Origin of the sequence: Brooklawnia cerclae, from assembly GCF_011758645.1 — a bacterium.
GTDB classification, from domain to species: domain Bacteria; phylum Actinomycetota; class Actinomycetes; order Propionibacteriales; family Propionibacteriaceae; genus Brooklawnia; species Brooklawnia cerclae.
This window is the reverse complement of the sequence record NZ_JAAMOZ010000001.1, coordinates 2334365-2356388: the sequence shown is the minus strand read 5'-3', so window position 1 is coordinate 2356388 and position 22024 is coordinate 2334365. Positions and strand designations below refer to the sequence as shown.

Annotated in this window: 19 protein-coding genes; 11 read left to right on the top strand and 8 right to left on the bottom strand. The window is 70.3% G+C overall.

From position 1 onward, the window contains the following. Positions 1–140: 140 nt before the first annotated feature. The 7 genes from FB473_RS10955 (at position 141) to FB473_RS10925 (ending at position 7380) form a co-directional block, all read left to right on the top strand. Positions 141–929 (top strand): 1-acyl-sn-glycerol-3-phosphate acyltransferase, encoded by a 789-nt coding sequence (locus FB473_RS10955; protein ID WP_167167423.1) that lies wholly within the window; start codon positions 141–143, stop codon positions 927–929. 69 nt (positions 930–998) lie between these two features. Continuing rightward, positions 999–1799, top strand: a complete 801-nt coding sequence (locus tag FB473_RS10950) for a 1-acyl-sn-glycerol-3-phosphate acyltransferase (RefSeq protein WP_167167421.1) — start codon at positions 999–1001, stop codon at positions 1797–1799. Continuing rightward, on the top strand, positions 1796–2953 hold the full coding sequence (macS, locus tag FB473_RS18480) for a MacS family sensor histidine kinase (RefSeq protein WP_167167418.1): 1158 nt from the start codon (positions 1796–1798) through the stop codon (positions 2951–2953). Before FB473_RS10950 ends, macS begins: the two co-directional genes overlap by 4 nt. A gap of 92 nt (positions 2954–3045) precedes the next feature. Beyond that, entirely contained in the window at positions 3046–3714 is a 669-nt protein-coding gene (locus tag FB473_RS10940) for a response regulator (RefSeq protein ID WP_167167415.1), read from the top strand. Between the two features lie 372 nt (positions 3715–4086). Then, on the top strand, positions 4087–5472 hold the full coding sequence (locus FB473_RS10935; protein WP_341770100.1) for a class II 3-deoxy-7-phosphoheptulonate synthase: 1386 nt from the start codon (positions 4087–4089) through the stop codon (positions 5470–5472). After that, positions 5472–6506, top strand: coding sequence for a threonine aldolase family protein (locus FB473_RS10930; RefSeq protein ID WP_167167409.1), 1035 nt, complete (start codon positions 5472–5474; stop codon positions 6504–6506). The genes FB473_RS10935 and FB473_RS10930 overlap by 1 nt, the downstream gene beginning before the upstream one ends. A 232-nt stretch (positions 6507–6738) precedes the next feature. Continuing rightward, the gene (locus FB473_RS10925) at positions 6739–7380 is read left to right on the top strand and encodes an MBL fold metallo-hydrolase (RefSeq protein WP_167167406.1); all 642 of its coding nucleotides are present in this window, start codon (positions 6739–6741) and stop codon (positions 7378–7380) included. On the opposite strand, the gene FB473_RS10920 is transcribed toward FB473_RS10925, so the two are convergent. Both FB473_RS10920 and FB473_RS10915 read right to left on the bottom strand, forming a co-directional pair. Further along, on the bottom strand, positions 7319–8299 hold the full coding sequence (locus tag FB473_RS10920) for a DMT family transporter (protein WP_341770099.1): 981 nt from the start codon (positions 8297–8299) through the stop codon (positions 7319–7321). The genes FB473_RS10925 and FB473_RS10920 overlap by 62 nt on opposite strands. A gap of 3 nt (positions 8300–8302) precedes the next feature. Beyond that, complete coding sequence (locus FB473_RS10915; protein WP_167167400.1) at positions 8303–10561, bottom strand: PASTA domain-containing protein; 2259 nt, start codon at positions 10559–10561, stop codon at positions 8303–8305. 197 nt (positions 10562–10758) lie between these two features. Between FB473_RS10915 and FB473_RS10910 the strand changes: the two genes are divergently transcribed. Continuing rightward, positions 10759–11541: a hypothetical protein gene (locus FB473_RS10910; RefSeq protein WP_167167397.1), complete on the top strand. Its 783-nt coding sequence runs from the start codon at positions 10759–10761 to the stop codon at positions 11539–11541. Positions 11542–11556: 15 nt separating this feature from the next. On the opposite strand, the gene FB473_RS10905 is transcribed toward FB473_RS10910, so the two are convergent. The 3 genes from FB473_RS10905 to FB473_RS10895 all read right to left on the bottom strand — a co-directional run bounded on the left by FB473_RS10905 (position 11557) and on the right by FB473_RS10895 (position 13926). Then, on the bottom strand, positions 11557–12033 hold the full coding sequence (locus FB473_RS10905; protein WP_167167394.1) for a YbaK/EbsC family protein: 477 nt from the start codon (positions 12031–12033) through the stop codon (positions 11557–11559). A gap of 172 nt (positions 12034–12205) precedes the next feature. Then, on the bottom strand, positions 12206–12757 hold the full coding sequence (locus tag FB473_RS10900) for a GNAT family N-acetyltransferase (RefSeq protein WP_167167391.1): 552 nt from the start codon (positions 12755–12757) through the stop codon (positions 12206–12208). 80 nt (positions 12758–12837) lie between these two features. Next, complete coding sequence (locus FB473_RS10895) at positions 12838–13926, bottom strand: polyprenyl synthetase family protein (protein WP_167167389.1); 1089 nt, start codon at positions 13924–13926, stop codon at positions 12838–12840. A 72-nt stretch (positions 13927–13998) separates the two neighbouring features. Between FB473_RS10895 and FB473_RS10890 the strand changes: the two genes are divergently transcribed. Beyond that, positions 13999–14886 carry a methylenetetrahydrofolate reductase gene (locus FB473_RS10890; protein WP_167167386.1) on the top strand — a complete coding sequence of 296 codons (888 nt, stop codon included), beginning with the start codon at positions 13999–14001 and terminating at the stop codon, positions 14884–14886. Here FB473_RS10890 and FB473_RS10885 read toward each other — a convergent pair. Then, a complete protein-coding gene (locus FB473_RS10885) occupies positions 14822–17080 on the bottom strand; it encodes a HelD family protein (RefSeq protein ID WP_243863537.1) in 2259 nt (752 codons plus the stop codon). The two genes, FB473_RS10890 and FB473_RS10885, sit on opposite strands and share 65 nt — an antisense overlap. A gap of 235 nt (positions 17081–17315) precedes the next feature. Here FB473_RS10885 and FB473_RS10880 point away from each other — a divergent pair, with 235 nt between their 5' ends. Together FB473_RS10880 and FB473_RS10875 are read left to right on the top strand one after the other, a co-directional pair. Further along, on the top strand, positions 17316–17831 hold the full coding sequence (locus FB473_RS10880; protein ID WP_167167380.1) for an SAV_6107 family HEPN domain-containing protein: 516 nt from the start codon (positions 17316–17318) through the stop codon (positions 17829–17831). A gap of 261 nt (positions 17832–18092) precedes the next feature. Next, entirely contained in the window at positions 18093–18464 is a 372-nt protein-coding gene (locus FB473_RS10875) for a DUF3040 domain-containing protein (protein WP_167167377.1), read from the top strand. A 33-nt stretch (positions 18465–18497) separates the two neighbouring features. Here FB473_RS10875 and FB473_RS10870 read toward each other — a convergent pair whose 3' ends face one another. Both FB473_RS10870 and FB473_RS18475 read right to left on the bottom strand, forming a co-directional pair. Next, the gene (locus FB473_RS10870) at positions 18498–20786 is read right to left on the bottom strand and encodes a transglutaminase TgpA family protein (RefSeq protein ID WP_167167374.1); all 2289 of its coding nucleotides are present in this window, start codon (positions 20784–20786) and stop codon (positions 18498–18500) included. After that, on the bottom strand, positions 20783–22021 hold the full coding sequence (locus tag FB473_RS18475; RefSeq protein WP_167167371.1) for a DUF58 domain-containing protein: 1239 nt from the start codon (positions 22019–22021) through the stop codon (positions 20783–20785). The genes FB473_RS10870 and FB473_RS18475 overlap by 4 nt, the downstream gene beginning before the upstream one ends. Positions 22022–22024: the final 3 nt, after the last annotated feature.

The following is a 22024-nucleotide window of genomic DNA, read 5'->3' as shown; positions in this document are numbered from 1 at the left end:
ATCGCCTCGGCGATCGGGCATTTTCGTTCTCGGCCCGGGCGGATGCGCCCGGGCCGACGTGTGCCCACGCGTGTGACGCGCGTCGATGCGGGCCACGGCCCTAAAGTGGACCGGTAGACGACTGCCCGACAGGAGGACGCGTGACCGCTTGGTACACCTTCTTCAAGCAGGCGCTGTTCCGCCCAGCCGTGAAGTGGTGGTTCCGCGTCAAGCTCGAAGGCGTAGAGAACATCCCGGACGGGGGCTGCGTGCTCGCGGCCAACCATCTCGACGCCGGCGACACGTTCTCCCTGCCCGCGCTCATCGACCCGCCGGTGACGTTCCCGGCCAAGAAGGAACTGTTCCAGGGCAAGGGATTCAAGCGCCGCGTGGTCGCCTGGTTCCTGCGCGCGGTCGGCCAGGCCCCGATCGATCGCTCCGGCGGCAAGGCCAGCGCCTCGGGCCTCGGTTCGGTCGAGCACGTGCTGGCGTCCGGCGGTGTCATCGGCATCTTCCCCGAGGGCACGCGTAGCCCCGACGGGCGGCTCTACCGGGGCCACACCGGTGTCGCCCGCCTGACGCTCGACTCCGGCAAACCGGTGCTGCCCGTGGCGATGGTCAACACCCACCTGATCAGGAGCCGCATCGGCATCCCCACCATGCGTGGAGCGCGCATCGTCATCGGCAAGCCGATCGATTTCGGCGACTGGGCTGGTCAGGGCAACAACCAGCGAGTGCTGCGCTGGGTGACCAACGAGGTGATGGCCGAGATCCAGCAGTTGACGGGCCAGGAGTACGTGGACGTCTACGCGTCCCGCGTCAAGCGTGGAGACCTGAAGGACGCCGATCTCACCCCCTACATGCTCGACCATCCCAACAGCGGGCAGCCGGTTCCCCCGCGCAATGCGGAGTTGCCGGTTCCGCAACCCGACGAGTCGTCCGGGGCGTGAGCCGTGACACTGTCTCCCGCGGGTCCCACTGACCGGAGCGTCCTCCAGCGCATCCGCCATCCTTGGCGGGTGGCGACCGAGGGCCTCGACCTGCTGCCCGCGGGCGGTGCGATCGTGGCCTGCGCCCGCCGGGGCCCCTTCGACCATCTCAACATCGTCGCGAGCCTTCAGCGCCCGGCGGTGGCGGTCGCACCCCGAGCGCGCACCTGGCCGGGGCGGTTCGTCGCCGCCCGCGGCTGCGTTCCCGAGGCCGGCCCGCACCTGAAAGCGGTGCTGGAACGCGGGGAGTTGCTCGTCATGTTCCCCGAGGGAGTCATGGCCGACGATGGCGCCGTCCACCGGGGCCATCCGGAGATCGCCGCCCTGGCCGTGGCCGCGCGCGTACCGATCGTCCCGGCGGCATGGGTGAGCGGCACCACACGCGCGGACGCGCGGACAAGGGGACGAGTGCTTCGTCTCGGCGAGCCGCTGTGCTTCAACCGCTTCTGGCAGGACGAGATCCCCAGCGACGCGTTGGACGGGTTCATCCTGCGGGCCATCACCGACCACGTGATGGCCGCTATCACCGACCTCGCGGGTCGCCCGTATGCCGACACCTACAGTGACGCCGTCGACGACACGCCGGACGTCATCGAGCGTGCCGAGGAAGCACGCCAGCGACTGGCCGAGCGCCGCGCCGCCGAACAGGAATGGGAGGCCGCCGAGGCCGAACTCGCACGCGAACTGGACGAGCGGGATCAGGCCGAGCTGGCCGAGGCCGCCGAGGCGGCCAGGCTGCATGCCGAACGGGCGGCGGCCGCCGACGAACGTTCGCGACTCCGGCGTCGAATCGCTCTCGGACTGCCACCCGACGAGGGCGAGGAGTCGTGACCCTCCGTGCGCGGAGCACGGGGAACGACCTCGATCTGCTGCGCACGATCTATCAGGCCGCCGGTCTGGGACGCACCGCTCTGCTCGTCCACATGCTCGTCGTCAACGCCCTGCGCGTCGCCGATGCCCCTCATCCGGCGTTGCTGGGGCTGGCCTGTCTCGTGATGGTCGCCTGGTCGGTGGTCGCGTTCCGCTGCAACCAGCGCCCCGAGCGCCGGACGTGGCTCGTCATGGGGGCCGACCTGGGGATCACCTTGGTGATGGTACTGAGCTCGCGATACGTCCTCGGTCCTGTCCTGCTGGACGAGTCGTACCTGGGCGTGGCCGTCTACTGGATGCTCGCGGCGCCGGCGGTGCTCGCGATCTGGCGGGGGAGCCTCGCCGGACTGGTCGCCGGCGGCGCCCTGGGGCTGGCGCAGTTCGTCCAGGCGCCCGCGTTGGCTCCGCGCGCCTGGAGCGACATGTTGTTCATGATCGCCATCCCGTACTTCGTCGGCCTGGGCGTGACCGGGCTGAGCCGGACCGTCGCCGAGCGCAACCGCAGCTTTGCCACCGCTGTCGCGCTGGAGGAACGGGAGAGGCTGAACCGCATCGTCCACGACGGCGTGCTGCAGGTGCTCGCGATGGTGGCACGGGAGGGCAACGAACTCGGCCCGCGCGGCAAGATGCTGGCGGTACTCGCCCGCAAGCAGGAGGACCAGCTGCGGGTGACCCTTCAGGACAAGCATGTCGAGGTCTCACGGGGCGGCTTCCTGGACGCGGGGATGACCGACGTGACGACCATGCTCGAAAAACATCAGAGCACCACCGTGACGGTCTCGACGATGGCGGGCCAGGTCAACATGCCGACGGCGCGGGCCAATGAACTGGATTCGGTGATCACCGAGGTGCTGTCGAACGTGTTCAAGCACGCCGGCGTCGACGCCCGCGCCTGGATCCTCCTGGAACAGGAGGCCGACCAGCTGATCATCACGGCGCGCGACGACGGCGTCGGCATGAGCAGGCAGCAGTTGGAGGAGGCCGCGGACGCGGGGCGGCTGGGGGTCAAGCAGTCGATCGTCGGGCGCATCATCGACCTCGGCGGCACCTCGACGCTGCACTCCGCGCCCGGAGAGGGCACCGAATGGGAGTTCCGCGTCCCCATCGGCACCTGACGCGCTCGTGACGCCGTCCGCGTACGGGTGACCCGGCCGCAGGCACAATGGTGAATGCCGGTGATCGGGGCTACCAGGGAGGTTGTTGTGTCATGACTCAGCCGAACGAGTGCGCGCGAGGCACCAGGGTCATGCTCGTCGACGACCATCCGATGTGGATCGACGCGCTCGCCGAGGACCTCACCCAGATCGGCTGTGAGATCGTCGCGGTCGCCCACAACGGCCAGGAGACTCTCGTCCGGGCGCGGGCGACGCGTCCGGACGTGCTCGTCATGGATCTCAAGATTCCCGATCCCGACGGGGCGACCTGCACGCAGCTGCTCATGAACGAGTTCCCCGAACTGAAGGTGCTCGTGATGTCGGCGTCCGCCGAGAGGGACGACGTCCTGCGCGCGGTGAAATGCGGGGCCAGCGGGTATGTACTGAAGTCGGCGACCAAGCAGGAGTTGCTGGACGCCGTGCGCAAGACCGCCGAGGGCGAGGCCGTCTTCACCGCGACGCTGGCGGGGTTGGTCCTGGGCGAGTACCGGAGGATGACCCGCACATCGTCACCCGAGGACGGGGCGCCCACCCTCACCCCTCGCGAGGCCGAGGTATTGCGCCTGGTCGCGAAGGGGTTGAGCTACCGCGACATCGCCGAGCAGCTGTTCGTCAGCCATCGCACGGTGCAGAACCATGTGCAGAACGTGCTGCGCAAACTCCAACTGCACAACCGCGTCGAGCTCACCCGGTATGCCATCGCCCAGGGGTTCGACACCTAGGGAACCGCTGATCAATGCGGGCAACGCTGGCTGAGCCTGTCGAAGCCCGTTTCCGGACGGCAGTTCCACGTCCCTTCGACAGGCTCAGGGATCGTTGATCAGCGTTTCTCTAGTGGTGATGCCTCTGGCTATGAAAAGGCTACGTTCTCCCCGGACGAGCTGATCAGTTCGGATGTTCCGTCAGCCGACGTTCTCGCGGATCTTCGTGCGCGCGGGACCTCGGGCTCGTGGTCGTGGCCCCGTCCTCGTGAGGTCGCTCTCACGGCACCGATCCTCACGGTGCAGAGTCACCGCAGCCGGTCTGCCCGTACGGCCCGGCGCGGCGCGCGGACGGGGATGGAGCGTTCGCCTCGGCCAAGTATCCTTGGCGGCGTGTCTGATCTGATCCCGAGTCTGTCCGAGTTGCATTCCCTTCCACAGGTTCAGCAGCCTTCGTATGACGACCCGGATCGGCTCCGCTGGGTGGTCAACTCCCTGCGCCAGCTTCCTCCGCTGGTCTTCGCCGGGGAGTGCGACGAACTGAGGGACAAGATCGCGTTGGTCGCCGACCGCAAGGCGTTCATGCTGCAGGGCGGTGACTGCGCCGAGACCTTCGCGTCCGTCCAGGCCGACAACATCAAGGCCAAGCTGCGCGTCCTGCTCGCGATGAGCGTGGTCATGACCTACGGTGCGCAACTGCCGGTGGTCAAGGTGGGACGCATCGCCGGGCAGTACGCCAAGCCGCGTTCGAAGGATACCGAGACCCGTGATGGCCTGACCCTGCCGGCCTACCGCGGGGACGCCGTCAACGGCTTCGACTTCAACGATCAGGCGCGCCGCCACGATCCCGACCGCCTGCTGCGGGTCTACAACGCCTCGGCCGCGACGCTCAACCTCGTCCGGGCCTTCGTCAAGGGCGGTTTCGCCGATCTGCGCCAACTGCATGCCTGGAACGCGTCCTTCGTCAAGGATTCGCGCATCGAGGAGCGCTACGAGCAACTCGCCGGCGAGATCGAGCGGGCACTGGGTTTCATGCTCGCCTGCGGGGTGAACGACGACACCTTGACGACGGTCGACTTCTACGCCTCACACGAGGCGTTGCTGCTCGACTACGAGTACGCGATGACCCGCATCGACTCGCGCAGCCAGCTGCCCTACGACACCAGCGGCCACATGGTCTGGATCGGTGAGCGCACCCGCCAGCCGGGAGGCGCCCAGGTGGAACTGCTGCGGCGCGTCCGCAACCCTCTGGGTATCAAGCTCGGCCCGACGGCGACCGGCGAGGACGCCCTGTCGATCGCCGATCGCCTCGATCCCGACCGCGAGCCGGGCCGCATCACGTTCATCACCCGGATGGGTGCGGAGCACGTGCGGGAGAAGCTGCCCCGGATCATCGAGACGGTCGAGAAGTCCGGACGCAAGGTCGCCTGGGTGTGCGACCCGATGCACGGCAACACGTTCGAGACGCACAACGGGTACAAGACGCGCGAGTACGCGGCGGTGGTCGAGGAACTCAACGGCTTCTTCGACGTGCACGACGAACTGGGCAGCTGGCCCGGTGGCGTCCACGTCGAGCTCACCGGCGAGGACGTGACCGAGTGCTTGGGCGGGGCCTTCCAACTGTCGGAGGAGGACCTCGACTCCCGGTACGAGACGGCGTGTGACCCCCGCCTCAACCGCAACCAGAGCCTCGAACTGGCCTTCATGATCTCCGAGCGGCTCAGCCAGAGCCGGGCCCTTCGGCGCGAGCCCGTCCAGGTTCCCGACTGGAACGCCTGATGATCGACCTGCGGTCCGACACCCTCACCCGGCCGACACCGGCCATGCGCCAGGCGATGGCGTCCGCGCTCGTCGGGGACGACGTCTACGGCGAGGACCCGACCGTCAACGAGCTCGAGGCGCGCACCGCCGAGTTGCTCGGGCACGAGGCGGGCCTGTTCTGTCCCACCGGCTCCATGGCCAACATGCTGGGTGTGTGGCTGCATGTGCGGCCGGGCACCGAGGTGCTGTGCGACCAGCAGGCGCACATCGCCCGCGCCGAGATGGGCGGTCACGCGGTGCTGCACGGCGTGACCATGCGCACCTGGCACGCGACCTCCCCGACGCCGGGGGTCGCAGACGTGGCCGACATCACGGACCTGATGTCGATCGGCACCGGGCCCTACCTCGTGGAGACGGCCGCGGTCGAGATCGAGAACACGCACAACTTCGCCGGAGGCACCGTGCAGCCCATCGGGCACCTGAGGGCGGTGCGGCAGGCGTGCCAGGACGCCGGTGTCGCGATGCACCTCGACGGGGCACGGCTGTGGAACGCGCACGTCGCCACGGGGGTGCCCATGATCGACTACGGGAGACTGTTCGACAGCGTGAACGTCTGCTACTCCAAGGGTCTCGGCGCTCCTGTCGGCTCGGTACTCGTGTCGGACGCCGAGTCGATCGCCCGGGCCAGGGTGCAGCGCAAGCGCCTCGGCGGAGGCATGCGGCAGGCGGGTGTGCTCGCCGCGGCCGCGCTGTATGCCCTCGACCACCATGTGACCCGCCTCGCCGACGACCACGCGAACGCCCGGGCGTTCGCCGAACAACTGGCCTTGCGTGCACCCGGTGTCATCGACCCGGAGAGCGTCCCGACCAACATCGTCGTTCTCGGTACGGGGGAGCGCCCGGCGGCCGGTGTGATGGCCGCTGCCCGCGAGCGGGGCGTGGCGCTGAGCACCGTGGGAGCGTCCAAGGTGCGCGCGGTCACCCATCTCGACGTGGATGCGGCCGGTTGCCGCGAGGCCGGGCGCGTGCTCGGGGAGATCCTGGCGTCCTGACCGCAGTCCTGACCGCGTCCGGGTGGTCAAGCTGGGCCGTGGCGGGCGCGGGGCGTGACCAGGTTCCTTCAAATGGGCGTCCTCGGGCTGTCGTGCGGGCATTTACCGTAGTCGGCGGCATCGGCTCCGAACGGCCGCGAAGTTTGAAGGAACTGTGTCACGCGGCGTCCGGCGAACAGTGCGTCGCGGATGCCCCGAGCGGACGAACCGTTGTGTGGCGGACACTGGAACCATGCAGATCACCCACTTCGGACACTCCTGCGTGCTCGTGGAGACCGGCTCCCGGCGCGTCCTCATCGATCCGGGCAACTTCAGCACCTCGTGGCACGGCCTACGCGATCTCGACGCGATCCTCGTCACCCACCAGCACCCCGACCATGCCGATCCCCTGGCACTGCCCGGGCTCGTCGCCGCCAACCCCGGTGCGCTCGTGGCCGTCGAGCGCACGGTGCCCGACTTCGTCGCGTTGCCCGATGACGTGCGCAGGCTCGGACCGGGCGAGACCATCGACCTCGGGCCGGTGCGGGTGAACACCATCGGCGGGACGCACGCGGTCATCCACGCCGACTACCCGCGAATCGGCAACGTCGGGCTCGTCCTGCGGTCGGAGGGGGAGCCCAGCGTCCTGCACCCCGGCGACTGCCTGGACGCGGTGGCCGACGGCATCGACGTGGCGCTGGTGCCGGCCTTCGGCCCGTGGGCGGCCACCCGTGAGACCATCGAGTTCTGCCGTGCTGCCAAGGCCGCGCAGGGGTTCCTCATCCACGACGGCCTGCTCAACGAACGCGGCTACGACCTGATCGTCAAGCACGTCACGACACTGACCCCGATGAGGTTGGCGGACGTCCGCGACACGCGTCCCTGGCGTCCCTGACCGCGTGGAGCTCCCCGGTGGGGGGAATCGCCCCGGCAGGCGTGCGTCTCGGGATCGACGAGACGATCATCGCGGCGACCAGGGCGGCGCCACCGGCTGCGGTCCGCCAGCCGAAGGTCTCCATGCCGAGCGCGATGGCGAAGGCTGCGGCCCAGATCGGTTCGAAACTCATGACGATCGCCGCCCGGGTGGCGTCCACCCGCGATTGAGCCCATACCTGCAAGAAGACGGCCAGAGCCCCGCAGCAGGTGGCGAGGTAGACGATGGCGATCCAGTCACCGGCACGGTCGGGCATGACGATCCCGCCGGGAGCGGCGGCCGCCGCGCACATGATCGCGATGACCACCGTCTGCACGGTCGACAACCCGAGAGACGTCTCGGGGGTGCTGACGCGGCCCGTCCACACGATGTGCCCGGCATAGGCCAGGGCGCTGAGCACCGTGAGCAACTCACCGAGACCGAACCGTGTGGTGCCGGTCGCGGGTGAGACGGTCAGGATGCCCAGACCCAGCGTGGCAAGCGCGACGGCGGACCAGACGCGCCGTGAGACCCGGGCCCGCAGCAGCATCGCCTCGATGATCGGGGTCATCACCACGTACAGCCCCGTCAGGAAACCGGAGATCGACACCGAGGTGCGCGCGAGCCCGTAGGTCTGGAGCAGTTGTCCGCTGCTGTAGAACAGGCCGGCTATGGTTCCGTCGATCAGCAGTCGCCGCGTCGGCCGCACCCGTTTCCCGGCCACCGCGACCAGCACCAGCGCCGCGATCGCGAACCGCACCGCCAGCAGATCGGACGTGCCGATGCGCGTGAGCAGATCCTTCAGGATGACGAACGTCGATCCCCAGAGCATGGTCATGACCAGCAGGCTGAGGAGCGCGAGCTTGTCGAGGTGGCCGCGCCACCCTGATGGGGCGTTCACAGGCTAGATCGCGTACACGGTGATGTGCGAGCCCTTCGCGAGCTCGGTGCCCGCCGCGGGGTCGGTGCTGACGACGCGGTTCAGCCTGATGGGCGACGAGGTGGTGTACTCGAGGGTCACATCGAACCCGGCGTCCTGCAACGTCTTCACGGCATCCTGGGTGTCCTGGCCGGTCAGCCCGTCGGGCACCTTCACCTTCTCCGCGCCCTTGCTGACCACGATGGTCACGGTGTCGCCCCGGTAGCCGTTCCCGCCGGCCGGTGACTGGCTGATCACGCTGCCCGCCGCGACCTTGTCGTCCGACCTCTCCTCGCCGACCACCACGGTGAACCCGGCGTCCTGCAGTGTCTTCGTCGCCTGGGCGACGGGCTGGCCGACCACGGACGGGACGGCGATCGGCTCGCGTCCCTTCGACACCGACAGGTCGACGGCCGTGTCGCGGCGTACCTGCTCGCCCTCACGGTACCCGGCGGCGACCACGGTGCCCGCAGGGGTGGTGTCGTCGTAGACCTCGGTGACGGTACCGGTCTGAAGGCTGGACGACGCCAGCGCGGACGTGGCAGCGTCGAGCGTCAGGCCCACGAGCTTGGGGACGCCGAACCGCTCAGGCCCGGACGACACCACGGCGGTGACGGTGGTGTCGCGCGTCACGCGGACCCCGGGGCCGGGATCGGACCGGATCACCAGGCCGACGGGCACCGTCTCGTCGTGTTCCTCGACGAAGGTGATGTCGAGTCCGTTGGCATCGGCGATGGCCTGCGCCTCGCTCTGGGTGCGGTTGATCACCGACGGGGTGGCCACGTACCGGCCCGACGCGAGCCACCAGCTGCCGAAGCCGACGGTGAGCGTCAGCACCACCACCAGGAAGCCGAAGACGAGCCCGCGGCGGCGCCGGTGCACCTGTGACTGTGTCAGCCGCGGGAAGCGGTCGTAGCCGCCGGGGTTCGCCGGCCCGGACGCGAGCCCCGCGTCGTAGCGCGGGTCCGGGTATTCCGTCGGGGTCGACCGGCTGGCGGGGGCGGCTGCCAGCGCACGCGAGTGGAGCGGCCGTCCCGTCGCCGTGGCGGCCGAGGCCGTGACCCGCTCGCGGATGCGTCCCGAGTCGGGGTCCATCGGGCTCACGGGGTTGCCGGGCCGCGCGTCCCCGCGCGTCCAGGGCGTGGGCCGCGCATCCGCGACGGTGGTGGCGGCGGTGCGGATGCCACCGGTCGTCCCGCTCGGCGATGCGGAGGCGATGGCATCCGGGGCCGCAGGCGAACGAGGCAGGACCGAGGTCGCCGTGGCATCCGGCGACAGCACCTCGGTGGCCTCGGCCGACCACGGCAGGGCCTTGCCCGGGAACATCACCGCGCACAGCGCGTCATCGTGGCGGACGCCGCGTTCCAGCGATCGCCGGGCACGCCGGACGCGGGACAGCAGGTCGCGCCCGTCCGCGGGCCTGGCGGCGGGGTTGCGGCGCGTGCACGACTGGACGAGGGCATCGACGTAGTCGGGGATCGGATCGCGTCTGGCCAGCTGCGGATGATCGCGAACGAGCACCACCGACGGCGGCGGCACGTCCTCGTAGGCGTGCTTGTAGGCCACCGTGATCGGTGTGTCACCCACGTAGGGTTTCGTCCCGGTGAGCATCTCGAACAAGACGATGCCCGTCGAGTAGATGTCCGACCACGCGTGGGCCTTGCCGGTGATCACCAGTTCGGGTGGCAGGTAGCTGACCGTCCCGATCAGCAGCCCCTGGGTGGCCGCCGCGGCGCTCTGGCCGGTGATCGTGCGCGCGAGCCCGAAGTCGGCGACCTTGATCGCGCCGCGATCGCTGATCAGGACGTTCTCCGGCTTCACATCACGGTGGACGAGCCCGGAGTCGTGTGCCACGGCCAGCGCGGCGGCGACAGGCTCGATGAGTTGCAGGGCGCGCAGCGGACTCATGGGGGCATCGCGGGTGATCAGCCCGCGCAGAGTCGTGCCCTCGACGAACTCCATGACGATGTAGGGACGCCCGTAGTCCTGCCCCTGGTCGAAGATCGTGACGACGTTCTGGTCGCACAGCCGCGCCGCGGCGCGTGCCTCGCGGTCGAACTTGGCGGCGAAGTCGGCGTCGTCCCCCAGACCTTCGTGCATGACCTTGATGGCGACGATGCGCTCGAGCCTGCGATCCCAGGCGCGGTAGACCGTCGCCATGCCCCCCCTGGCGAGTCGCTGGAGGACTTCATAGCGGCCATCGAGCACATCGCCCACCAAGGGGTCGGTGCTGGTCCTGGTCACATCTGCTCCAAGCGTCGGGGAAGGCGAACAAGGCTGGATCGCCGCGCAGGCGACGCACTGCATTCAGTCTAGGTCGCCGGATGCCTCACCCCCGGCGGTCACCACGTGTCGCGGCGTGTCGGCCGCGGCGCGACCGTGGGGCGTCCCGCTTCGCCACTTGGGCGCACCGGCCCCCGATGTCTCCTAGGGTTTGTTGCGTGAGCGCATTGCTGGGACTGAAGACCCGCCTGGGGCTGGCCAGGACCATGGCGTGGGTCGGCGTCGAGGACTCGTCCACGAGCACGGACGACCTGCGCCGGGTGGTGGCGGAGCTGAGCCGTGGACGGGCCGACATCGTCGTCCTGTCGGCGCAGCGGACGACCTCCGCGACCGTGCGGGTTGCGCATGAGGCCGCGCGGAAGGTTCTGGCGGGCCGGACGATCCTCGGTCTCGCCGGTGGCCCCGTGATTGCCGATGGGATCGGGCCCGACCTGCTGCTGCAGACCGACGCGGCCCCGACTCCCTTCCGCAGCCACGAATGGTCCCTTGTGGGACGCAGCTTCTACGCGGGGTCCGGTCTCGATGACGCGCTGGCCGACCCGAGGCTGGACGTCGTCGTCGTCTCGCCCCATCTGGTGGAGCAGGCCGCTGCCCTCGCACCGCCTGCCCTGGCTGCCAGCAAGCCCTGGTTCGCGCACACCGGAAGCGTGGACGAGGCGGCCGACCTCGTGCGACGCGGGGCGCGGCGGATCGCTTTCGCGGCCACCGGGACGAACGCCTACGAGACGGTCGTCGCCCATCGGGCGGTGCTCGAGCGAGTGTGGGCGGCCGAGATGGAGCAGGTGGAGTTCGCGGCGTTCCGGGCGGACGCGCGGCTCGGGCCCGCGGCACCGGGGTTCGGGGCGCCCGGGTTCGCCGGGTCTGATCGGAGTACGCCCGGGCCTGTCGTCCGCCGCGGTGCCACGCAGGTCAGGCGGCCCGGTTGGCGTCGCGAGCGCTGAGCCCGGCCACCGCGGTCAGTCGACGTCCTCGGGGATGCCGTCGCAGATCCTCACCAGCTCGTCGAAGGTCGTCGGGAAGACTGCGTGCGGGGTGCCGGCAGCCGCCCAGACCGTCTCGAATGCGGCCAGCGCCCGATCGACGACGGTCCTGATGGGGGCGGGGTGGCCGACCGGCGACACGCCGCCGATCGCCTGCCCGGTGGCATCGCGGACCTGCTCGGGGGTGGCCCGCGCGATGCGTCCCACGCCGATGCGGTGGGCGAGCTGCTTCGTGTCCACCCGGTGCGCGCCACTGGTCATCACGAGGAGCGGGTCGCCGTCGGCCATGAAGATGAGGCTGTTCGCTATGGCGCCGACCTCGCAGCCGAGCGTCGCGGCTGCGTCGGCCGCGGTCCGGGTGGATCCCGGCAACTCCCTGACCTGGGCGGTCAACCCGTGCGAGACGAGCGCGTCCTGGACACGTCGTGCGGCTCGGCTGAGATCGTCACCCATTCGCGTCCTCCGGGTCGGTCGTGGCGGATCGTCCGCCGTTCGGTGTCGGCAGACATGACCATACCGCCGGGAGACGCCCGCGGGCTCGCCGTCCGGGCCGGGCTGTCGGCAGCCGGTCAGCGTGGAAGATTGTGGTGCGTAGTCGAACCACAATCTTCCACGCTGATGGTTCCTACCCCTGCACGGGCAGTTCGAGGATCGTCTCCAGCCCGTCCTGGTCGTCCCACTGCTCCCCGACCTCCGTGAAACCGTACTGGTCGATCAGCGATCGCGACGCGATGTTGCCGGGGCTCACGCTCGCGCGGACGACTTTCACCGATGGGTGTTCTCGTGCGATCGCCAGCAGGGTCTCCAATGCCGCTCGCGCATACCCCCGTCGGCGGTGACCCGGTTCGATGCGGTAGCCGACCTCGACCATCCCGTCGGGATCCGGGCGTCCGTGGAAACCCGCCACCCCCACCGCGCCGGCCACGCCCGGAGTGAGTACGAACCGCGTGACCCACGCCGCATCGGCGGGCTGGGCGTCGAGCTGGTCGTCGCGGAGCCGCCACAGGGCGTTGCACTCGGGACCCGTCAGGTACGGCGTGACGAGGCGGCTCGCCACGGTGGCGGGCCCGTGCTCCTGCCGGGCGAGTTCGCCGAGAAGGGGCCGGGGGATCTGCACGAGGCTGACGTGGGGAGCGCTCCCGCTCGGGTACGTCCAGGTGGTGTCGGAGATGAGCATCGATTCATCCTAGTGAGCCCGCCGGGCGAAGGTGAAGGGGAGAGGGCATGCCGCGGAGTGCCGTGGGACGATGCCCGAGCTCAGGCGTCGCGCTCCACGCACATGCGCGCCAACTCCGCCAGTGCCTGGCGGCCGGGAGCCGTGATGCGCGCCGCGTCGAGTTCCGCCAGCGCCCGCGCGTAGTCACGGGTGATCGTCTGCTCCACGGATTCGACCGCTCCGCTGTCGACGAGGATCCCCCGCGCCCGGTCGATCTGCGGATCGGTCAGGTCGGCGCGCCCGAGCAGGCCCTGCAGCTCGGCGGCGTCCGGGGACGATTCCAGTGCCCTCGCCACGAGGACGGTCCGCTTGCCCTCGCGCAGGTCGCCGGCGGCGGGCTTGCCGGTGGTCGTCTCGTCGCCGAACACGCCGAGCAGGTCGTCGCGCAGCTGGAACGCTCGTCCGAGCGCGAGTCCGAATCGTCCCAGAGCATCGATCGCGTGCTCGTCCGCACCACCCGCCGCCGCACCGAACTGAACAGGGCGTTGCACGGTGTAGCGGGAGGTTTTCTCCTCCAGGACGCGGGTGGCGACCTGCTCGGCGCTGGCACCGGGGTCGCGTCCCACCCCGTACTGGGCGCAGACGTCGAGCACCTGCCCCGAGTTCACCTCGGTGCGCACCGCGTGCCAGTAGGGGGCCGCGCGGTGCCAGGCGTCGGGCTCCAGCCCGGCGGTGGTGGCGAGCTCCCCGGACCAGACGATCAGCTGGTCGCCCAGCAGCACGGCCATCGCCCGCCCGAACGCTTCCGCGTCACCGGAGCCGCCACCGGCCCGATGCCACGCCTCGAACTGCCGGTGGGCGGCCGGACGGCCGTGCCGGGTGTCCGAGCCGTCGAGGACGTCGTCGTGGATGAGGACCCCGACGTGCAGCAACTCGAAGGCGCTCACCGCCCCCAGCAAGGCCTCCGGCACATCGTCGGTGCCCGCGGCGGCGATCCAACCCCAGTAGGCGAACCCCGGACGGAGCCGTTTCCCGCCGGCGGTGAGGTCGCGCGCCACGTCGACGAGCACCGGCAGGATGGGGGAGACCGGTTCCAGGCGTGCGGCCATCGTGTCGAGATGAGCGCCCAACCGGGTGCCGACGGCCTCGCGGAAATCGGTGGACGTGGGATCGGCCGGGTCTGGTCTCATGGCAGAGATGCTAGTGGTCCACCCCTCAGGCCTCGGGATCGCCGTTCGCGGCAGCGCCCGTAGAGTGGATTCATGCCGTCGCCCGACACCATCGCCGATCTGCTCGCATCCGCCACCGGCCCCACCTTCAGCTTCGAGTTCTTCCCCCCGAAGGACGCCGACGGCCAGCAGCGGCTCACCGAGACGATCGCGCAACTGGAGCCGTTGCGTCCCGACTTCGTGTCGGTGACCTACGGCGCCAACGGATCGAGCCGGCAGCGAACCCTGGACGCGACGATGGGCATCCTCGCATCGACCGACTTCCGCGTCATGGGCCATCTGACGTGCACGGGACAGACCGTCGATCAGCTCAAGGCCGTCATCGACGCCTACGGGGACGCCGGGGTGCGCAATATCCTCGCGATCCGCGGGGACATGCCCGGTGGGCCGTCGACGCCGTGGGAACCCTTCCCGGGCGGGCTGTCCAACGCCACCGAGTTGGTCGAGCTCATCGGCTCACGTGGCGACTACTGCGTGGGCGTGGCGGCCTTCCCCGACGGCCACGCGTCCTCGACCCTCGAACAGGACACCCGGATTCTGCTGGCTAAGCAGCAGGCGGGCGCATCGTTCGCGGTGACGCAGCTCTTCTTCGACTCGGGCCACTACTTCGAGCTCGTGGCGAGGGCGCGCCACGCCGGATGCACGCTCCCGGTGCTCGGCGGGATCATGCCCGTGACCAGCGTGCGGCAGCTGGGCAAGTTCGCCGAACTCTCGCACGCCGATATTCCCGCGCGCGTCGCCGAGGAACTCTTGCGCGCCCCCGACGACCCGGACGCCGTGCGTACGGTCGGGTGCCGGATCGCCGCGGAGCTGTGCGAGCGGCTGCTGGCCGGCGGAGCGCCAGGCCTGCACTTCTTCACGCAGAATCGCTCAGCGGCGACTCGAGAGATTCTTGCCATGCTCCGGGAAGGCCATCGGTGAGGTCCAGCGTCACGAGCCGCTGCGTCGGCCGTGTGAGCGCCACATAGAGGACGCGGACCCCGCCGGGGGTCTCGGCGATGATCTCGTCGGGGGCCAGGACGATCACCGCGTCGAACTCCAGGCCCTTGGCCTGCAGTGCGGTGACGACGACCAGCCGTGACGAGACGCCCACCGGCAGCGGCATGGTTCCCACCAGGGCGCGGACGGCGTCGGCCCGGCTCGGGGGAGTGACCACGGCGATGCTGCCCTCGACCTCGTCCGACAGCTGTCGCACGATGCGGCCGAGCTGCTCACCGAGCCGGTCCGGCCGGCTCGACAGCAGCCGGGGCTGGACGCCGGTGCGGCGCACCGCGGCGGGCAGGTCGGCGTCCGGCAACACCGAGCGGATCACACGCCCGGCGAGATCCATGACCTCGGCGGGGGAACGGTAGTTCGTCGACAGCCGGAAGGTGCGCGACTGACCCTTGCCGATGAGGTCGCGCAGCGCCCGGCGTGACTCCTCCGTGTTGGGGTACGAACTCTGGGCGGGGTCGCCCACCAGGGTCCAGGACGCCTGCGGGCCACGGCGGCGGAGCATCCGCCATTGCATCGGCGTGATGTCCTGCGACTCGTCCACGAGCACATGGCTGAATGTGGTGACACCCTCGTCGTCCGGGTCGACCTCGCGACGGGTGGTCAGCTTGTCGGCGAGCGTGACCACCTCGGCCACGTCGGCGCCGTCGGCGAGGAACAAAGTCGGGTCGGTCTCGGGCTGCTCGGGCATCGGGCCGATCATGGCTTCGAGTTCGTCCAGCAGTGCGATGTCGCCGACGGTCCAGGCCGGGCGACGGTTGTCGGCGTCCGGGACGAATCCCCGCGCGTGCTCGAAGCTCGCCATGAGGGTCGCCTCCTCGTCGTCGTCCAGCACCCCGTGGGCGAACTTGTGCAGCATCGCCGGATCGGCCAGGCGGCTCAGCACCGACTCGGGGGTGAGAGCCGGCCACCACGCGTTGCAGAACATGACCCAGGACGCTTGCGACGTGACGATCTCCTCGAAGAGATCGCGCGGGAGATCGAGGACGGCGGCCACATCGGTCGGCAGCTTGGCCCACAGCGCGTCCAGCAGCGATTTCTCGACCGCGGGACGTGCCCTGTTGGCCTTGTGGGACGCGAGGACGTCGCGCCGGATCGCGGACAGCTCGGATGCCTCGACCGTCAGGATCTCGCCCTTGACGCTCACGCGCAGGCGCAGGTCCGCCGGTGTGAGGGGCTCGTTGACCGCGCGCCGCAGTACCTGCAGCATGCGCAGGCTGCCCTTCAGCACTGCCGCGGCGGCGTCGTCCACCGACTGGCTGGCGAAGCCCAGCACGTCGGTCGCCAGTTCGCCGACCGACCTGAGCGTCACCGAGTCCTCGCCCAGGCCGGGCAGGACGCGCTCGATGTAGTTCATGAACACATCGGTCGGTCCGACGACCAGTACACCGCCCTGTTCGAGACGGCGCCGATGCGTGTAGAGGAGGAACGCGGCTCGGTGCAGGGCCACGACGGTCTTGCCGGTTCCGGGGCCGCCCGAGATGATCGTGACGCCCTGGTAAGGAGCGCGGATCGCCTCGTCCTGCTCGGCCTGGATGGTGGCGACGATGTCGCGCATCTGCGGGCCGCGGGCTCGCTGCAGGGCGGCCATGAGCGCGCCCTCGCCGATCACGACCAGGTTGTTGTCGTCGTCGGGGTCGAGCAGGTCGTCCTCGATGCCGATCACCCGGTCGTCCCGGCATCTCAGCACGCGCCTCCGAACGACTCCCATGGGGTCCTGGGCGGTGGCGCGGTAGAACGGCTCCGCCGCCGGGGCGCGCCAGTCGATGACCAGCGGCTCGTAGTCAGCGTCGCGGACGCCCAGTCGGCCGACGTAGCGATCCTCGTCCGAGGCGAAGTCGAGACGCCCGAACACGAGGCCCTCGTGTTGCGCGTCGAGGATGGCGAGCCTGCGTGCGGCCTGATAGGCGAACGCGTCGCGTTCGAACAGTGCGGTACCGTCCTCCTCCCGGACCCAGTCCGAGCGGTCGGTGTGGAACTTGGCGCGGCTCTCGGCCTCGACCTGCCGTGCGGAGGCCGCCGCCGATTCGAGTTGGGCGTACACCTTGTCGACGTGCGCCTGTTCGATCGCGAGCTCATGCGCCAGAGTCTGGTCTGCACTGCGAGAGTTAGGTTCAGTCAAGGGAGATCCCATCCTCACAAAAACCGGAAGATCCAGCCTATCCCTCGCGTCCAACGGCGGTGTGACAGTCCCATTCACCCGGGACGCGGTGCGGGCGCCGGGGCGTGCCGGGCTGGTCCACCGGCGTGGACGGGGGCACCACTCGCGTCCGGCCGCTGCGGTCTTGACCCGCGCTCCGAGGTGGCGCATAGTGGAGACTCGTTCGAACGCATGTTCGATTCCTGGGGGTGGGTCAATGCGAGTCCGTGACGAACTGGTCGTGCCACGCGCAGAGCGAAGCGAGGAAGACGCCGGACGAGGCGACGAGACTGTGCGGGGCGAGGCGGCCGAGCGGGTCGCGGCGGCGGGACGTACGCCGCAGCCCGTGGCGGATCGTCGCGTGCGGACGGATCTGTCGCGGGCACGTTCCCGGGCGACCGAGGCGGACCTGGCATCCACCGCCGGGGGCCGATACCGCGCGGCGATGCTCGCGGCCCGCCAGGGGGCGGTCGCGGCATTGGGTGACAGACCGGGTGGGCGGCCGATCCTCGACCCCGTCGAGCTGTGGACGAGGCTGGCGCACCAGGTGCCGCGGTTCGCCGAATGGGCGTCCTACTTCGCGGCGCTGGAGGGACGCCCGCCGTTGAGCGGCCGCCAGGTGGACGACCTGGTGCGTGGCATCCCGCTCTTCCTGGACGAGGTCGACCGGCACCTCCTCCGGTGCCGCCGACGCCGGGTCGGCCATGCGGGGACGAGCCGTGAACAGGGCTGACCCGCGAGTCGGGACGAGCCGCGGGCAGGGGCGACCCACGGATCGGACAGCTCCTCCGGAGCAGCCGGCCGGGCCGGCCCCCCAGCCTCGTCCCGCTGCTCGTGGATGCCTCGATCGACGGCGCGAATCCGCTGGAGACGAACACGGTCGGCTCGTCCCCGTTGAAGTCGTCACCGATACCCCGCCGCGCATACACTGGAGAGACACAAGCACAGTGGCGGGGCGACAAGCTCCCGCCGGAAGGTGGCAGGAGGGAGGGACATGGCACTTTCAGAAGAGGAGCAGAAGCTGCTCGCGCAGCTCGAGGCCTCACTCGCCGCAGAGGATCCGAAGCTCGCACAGACGCTCGGGTCCCGGAACACTCCCCGACAGATCCATGGCCGCCGGGCAACGTTGGCAGGTCTTGTCTTCCTGCTCGGGCTCGTGCTACTCGTCGCCGGGATGCAGACCGTCTGGGTGCTCAGCGTTCTCGGGTTCGTGCTCATGTTCACGGCGACGATCGTGGCGCTCGGGTCCTGGCGCAAGGTGACGGACGCTCAGACCGCGACACGCCCGCAGGCGAAACCTTCGTCCGAGCCCTTCATGGGACGCATGGAGGATCGCTGGCGCCGTCGACAGGAAGGCGATCTCTGACCTGTTCCATCGCTGCGGTGATGCCCCAGGGTCTCACCGCAGGTCTCGCAGAGCCGACGAGGATGTCGACAGCGAGCGGGGAAACAGGGAGCGTGGCACGATCCTGGTCCACAGCCTCGTCCATGTGCCCACTCTCGTACGCCACTGCTTCGTGACCAGCGCGACATCGGTCGCCACGGTCGCGTCCTGTGGCACACCCGCCGCGTAGCGGGCGCGTTCTTCGAGCACCGCCACGCGGTCGAGTGCTTCCCCGCCCGCGGCGTCGAGGGTGGGGGACAGCGCCTCGGACACGTGCCTGGGGGTCCCGTCCGGCCACCCCACGCCGAGGTCGATCGCGCTCGCACGCAGTTCCTGCCAGGCTCCGCCGATGCGCCGGGACGCGTCACCGCGCCCGCTGGTCCTCCGCAACCGGAGTGCCGCGCGGATCAGACCGGGTGCGGCCGCCACGGCGAGAGCGGCCACGATCCACCACAGCCAGCCGTAGTCAGCGGGCGCCTCGGTGCCGGCGGGCTCGTCCGTCTCGTCGGTGGCGGATTCGCTGGGCGTCGCCGAGGGCGTGCTCGTCGACGCCTGGGTGGTAGGTGCACTCGTCGTGGTCGTCGTCGGTTCCGACTGCGGTTGCTCCTGCTCCAGCTGGGTCCAGCTCGGATCGTTCCCGATCGAGACCGTCGGCTCGAACCGCACCCAGCCGATCCCGCTGAAGTAGAGCTCGGGCCAGGCATGCATGTCGTGGGCCGAGACGACCCACGATCCGTCGGCCTGCTGCTCACCGGGTGTGAACCCGACCGCCACCCGGGAGCCGATGCCCACGACGCGAGCCATCAACGCCATCGCGGCCGCGAAGTGCACGCAGTATCCCGACCGTGAGTCGAGAAGGAAGTTGACCAGCACCTCGTAGCCGGTGCCGTCGGGAGCGTTGACGTCGTAGGTGAACCGCGTCGGGTCGCGCAGCCAGTTCTGGATGGCGACCGCCCTCTGGCCGTCGGTCGTCGCGTCAGCGGTGATCTGCCTCGCCAACTCGATGATCTCCTCCGGCACGTCGTCGGGCACCTCGGTGGCCGCGCTGCCTTCCGGTGGCGTGCCCGCCACCGCGTCCGCCAGTTGCTCCGAGGTCGGGTCGACGACCAGGCTCTCCACGGAATAGGTCAGGTCGCGGGTCGCTTCGGCGCCCAGCTGGCGATCCGTGCTCAGCACGGTGAGGCTCACGGGATCGTAGCCCCAGCGTCCCTCGGCCGCCCAGGAACTGGGGGCGTACGGGGCGGGCAGGTAGACCGAGGCGAAGTCGCCGATGCTGATCTGGGTGTCGATGGTGGGCCTCGTGCCGGACACCCCGGGCGCGCGCGAGGGGAAGCCCTGCTGGATGCTCATGTCGATCTGCACCCAGCCGCTGTCGTTCACCGTCGTCAATGTGCTGGTACGGAGGTAGACGCCACCGGTCGCCGTGGTCGTGTAGGCGAGCAGGGGCAGGTCTTCGGGTTGCCGCAGGTTCTCGCTGAGGTCGATGCTCGGGTCGACCAGCTGCACGGTTCCGTCACCGCCCGGTTGCCACAGGTCGCGGGCCCCGACCGCGGGCACGGCGAGTCCCGCCACCAGGGCCAGGGCGACCGCGGGGGCGCCCAGCTGCAGGGCGCGGGCGACGAAGACCGCCGCTCCCGGGCGAGAGCCCGTGCTACGCGCCAGACCCCGGGACCAGCGGCGATCGTGGTCGATGGTGCGGGTCGCCAACAGCAGCAGCCAGGCCGCGCAGACCGCGACCATGCTGCCCGGCCACACCGCCTGCGTGTTGACCACCGATGCCGCCAGGTAGCTGCCGAGGAGCGGGAGGACGGCGAGCAGCCCGCTGCCCAGGACGACGAAGCAGAAGTCCACCAGGAGGCACATGATCCCGACGGCCGCGGTGAGGACGATCAGGGTGGCGTCGTCGGCGGCCATGGGCGCCGGTTGCGTGGCGATGTGCTGAGCCGCGGTCCGGACCACCAGTTCGATCGACCCCCAGGGAGGCACACCCAGCAGGAGACCGGTCTGCAGCCCGGCCGCGACCCAGGTGCCCAGGGTGAGCACGACCACCTGCACGAGCGACGGCAGCCAGGCGCGGTGCGCGAGGGCCCGCGTCGCGGCGGCGATGAGCTGGAGCACCACGACCACGGCGATGGCCGCCGCCCAGAAGCGCCGGTCGTCGGTCACCTGCTGCAGGGGGAGGGCGGCGAGGACCGCCGCCAACCCGACGGCGAGGGTGTCGCGGGTCGTGGCGACGGGCACGCTCCTGGTCCGCGCGGGCGCCGGGTCTGTCGTGGCCGCTCGCGTTGGCGTCCGGGTGCTCATGCGGCAGCCTCCACCGCGTTGCGCAACTGATCCCACGCGGCCGGCACGGTGGTCTGCGCGTCCGCGACGGCGACCGTCCAGCCGTGATCGGTCAGCGCCTGAGCCCGAAGCGCCGTGGCCGGGTCGTGCGGCAGGCCGGCGAAGGTGCCGACGTCCAGCAGTATCGCCACCGCGCTGCCCGAACCCGTGTGCAGGTCGAGCAGGAGGGCCACGTCGGCGTCCGTCAGCCGTCCCAGTACGGCCGCCACGGCCTCCTCCTGTCGTCGGCCGTGTTCCGTTCTCGCCATCGCCATCAGGTCGGGGGCCCAGCTGAGCTGCTCGTCGGTCATGGCATCGAGCAGACGCTGGGCCCACACGGTGCGGTCGTTGTCGTGTGAGTCGAGGACGCCGTCCGCGTCCGAAAGATCGAGCGTGGCCCCGAACGACAACAGGGCAAGCCCGATGGATGCGGTCGCCGAGACGGCCCACTCGAACGAATTGTCCGGGCCGTCTCCGGCATGGGCGTCGCGCCGGTTGTCCAGGAGCAGCCGGGTGGCCGGCTGCCAGGCCTGTTCCTCGCGGCGCACCATCAGGTCGCCTGTCCGGGCGGTCGAGCGCCAGTGGACGCGTCGTACGTCGTCGCCGCGCCGATACTGCCGGACGAGCACATCGTCCTGGCCGACGAGCCCGGCCCGACTCGTGCGAGCCTCGGCGGATGTCCCGGCTGCCCCTCCGACCAGTCGGCCCAATTCGTGGACGCGCGGTGCGACGGCGACCTCGCTGCTCGTCGAGAAGGCCATGTCGTGCCGGGCCAGTCCGAACGGGTCGAGGCTGCGCACGAGCAGGGGGCCGACCCGGTGGCGACCGCGCCGGGTGGCGGTGAGGGGATAGCTGTATTCCTCGCCCCAGGCACCCACGCCGCCGGAGAGGCTGAATCTCGGGCGCGGCCCGAGCGCCGACGAGACGACCTCCTCGAAGTGCAGCAGGCGCGGGCGGGACCGTCCCTCGGCGTGCAGTTCGAGGGTCACGGTGAACGGGGTTCCCACGGGCACGGACTGGGCCGGGATGCGGCGTTCGTGACGCAGCCCGCGGACAGGTGCGGAGACCATGAGCGCGGAGCCGAGCACGAGGGCCACGCCGAACGCACCCAACCAGAACAGGTCGCGTTGGCCCAGCCACAGGCTGACCGCGGCCAGCACCAGGCCTCCCAGGGCGACGATGCGTCCCCGAGGTGTGAGCCGCCGCCAGGGCTGCACCGC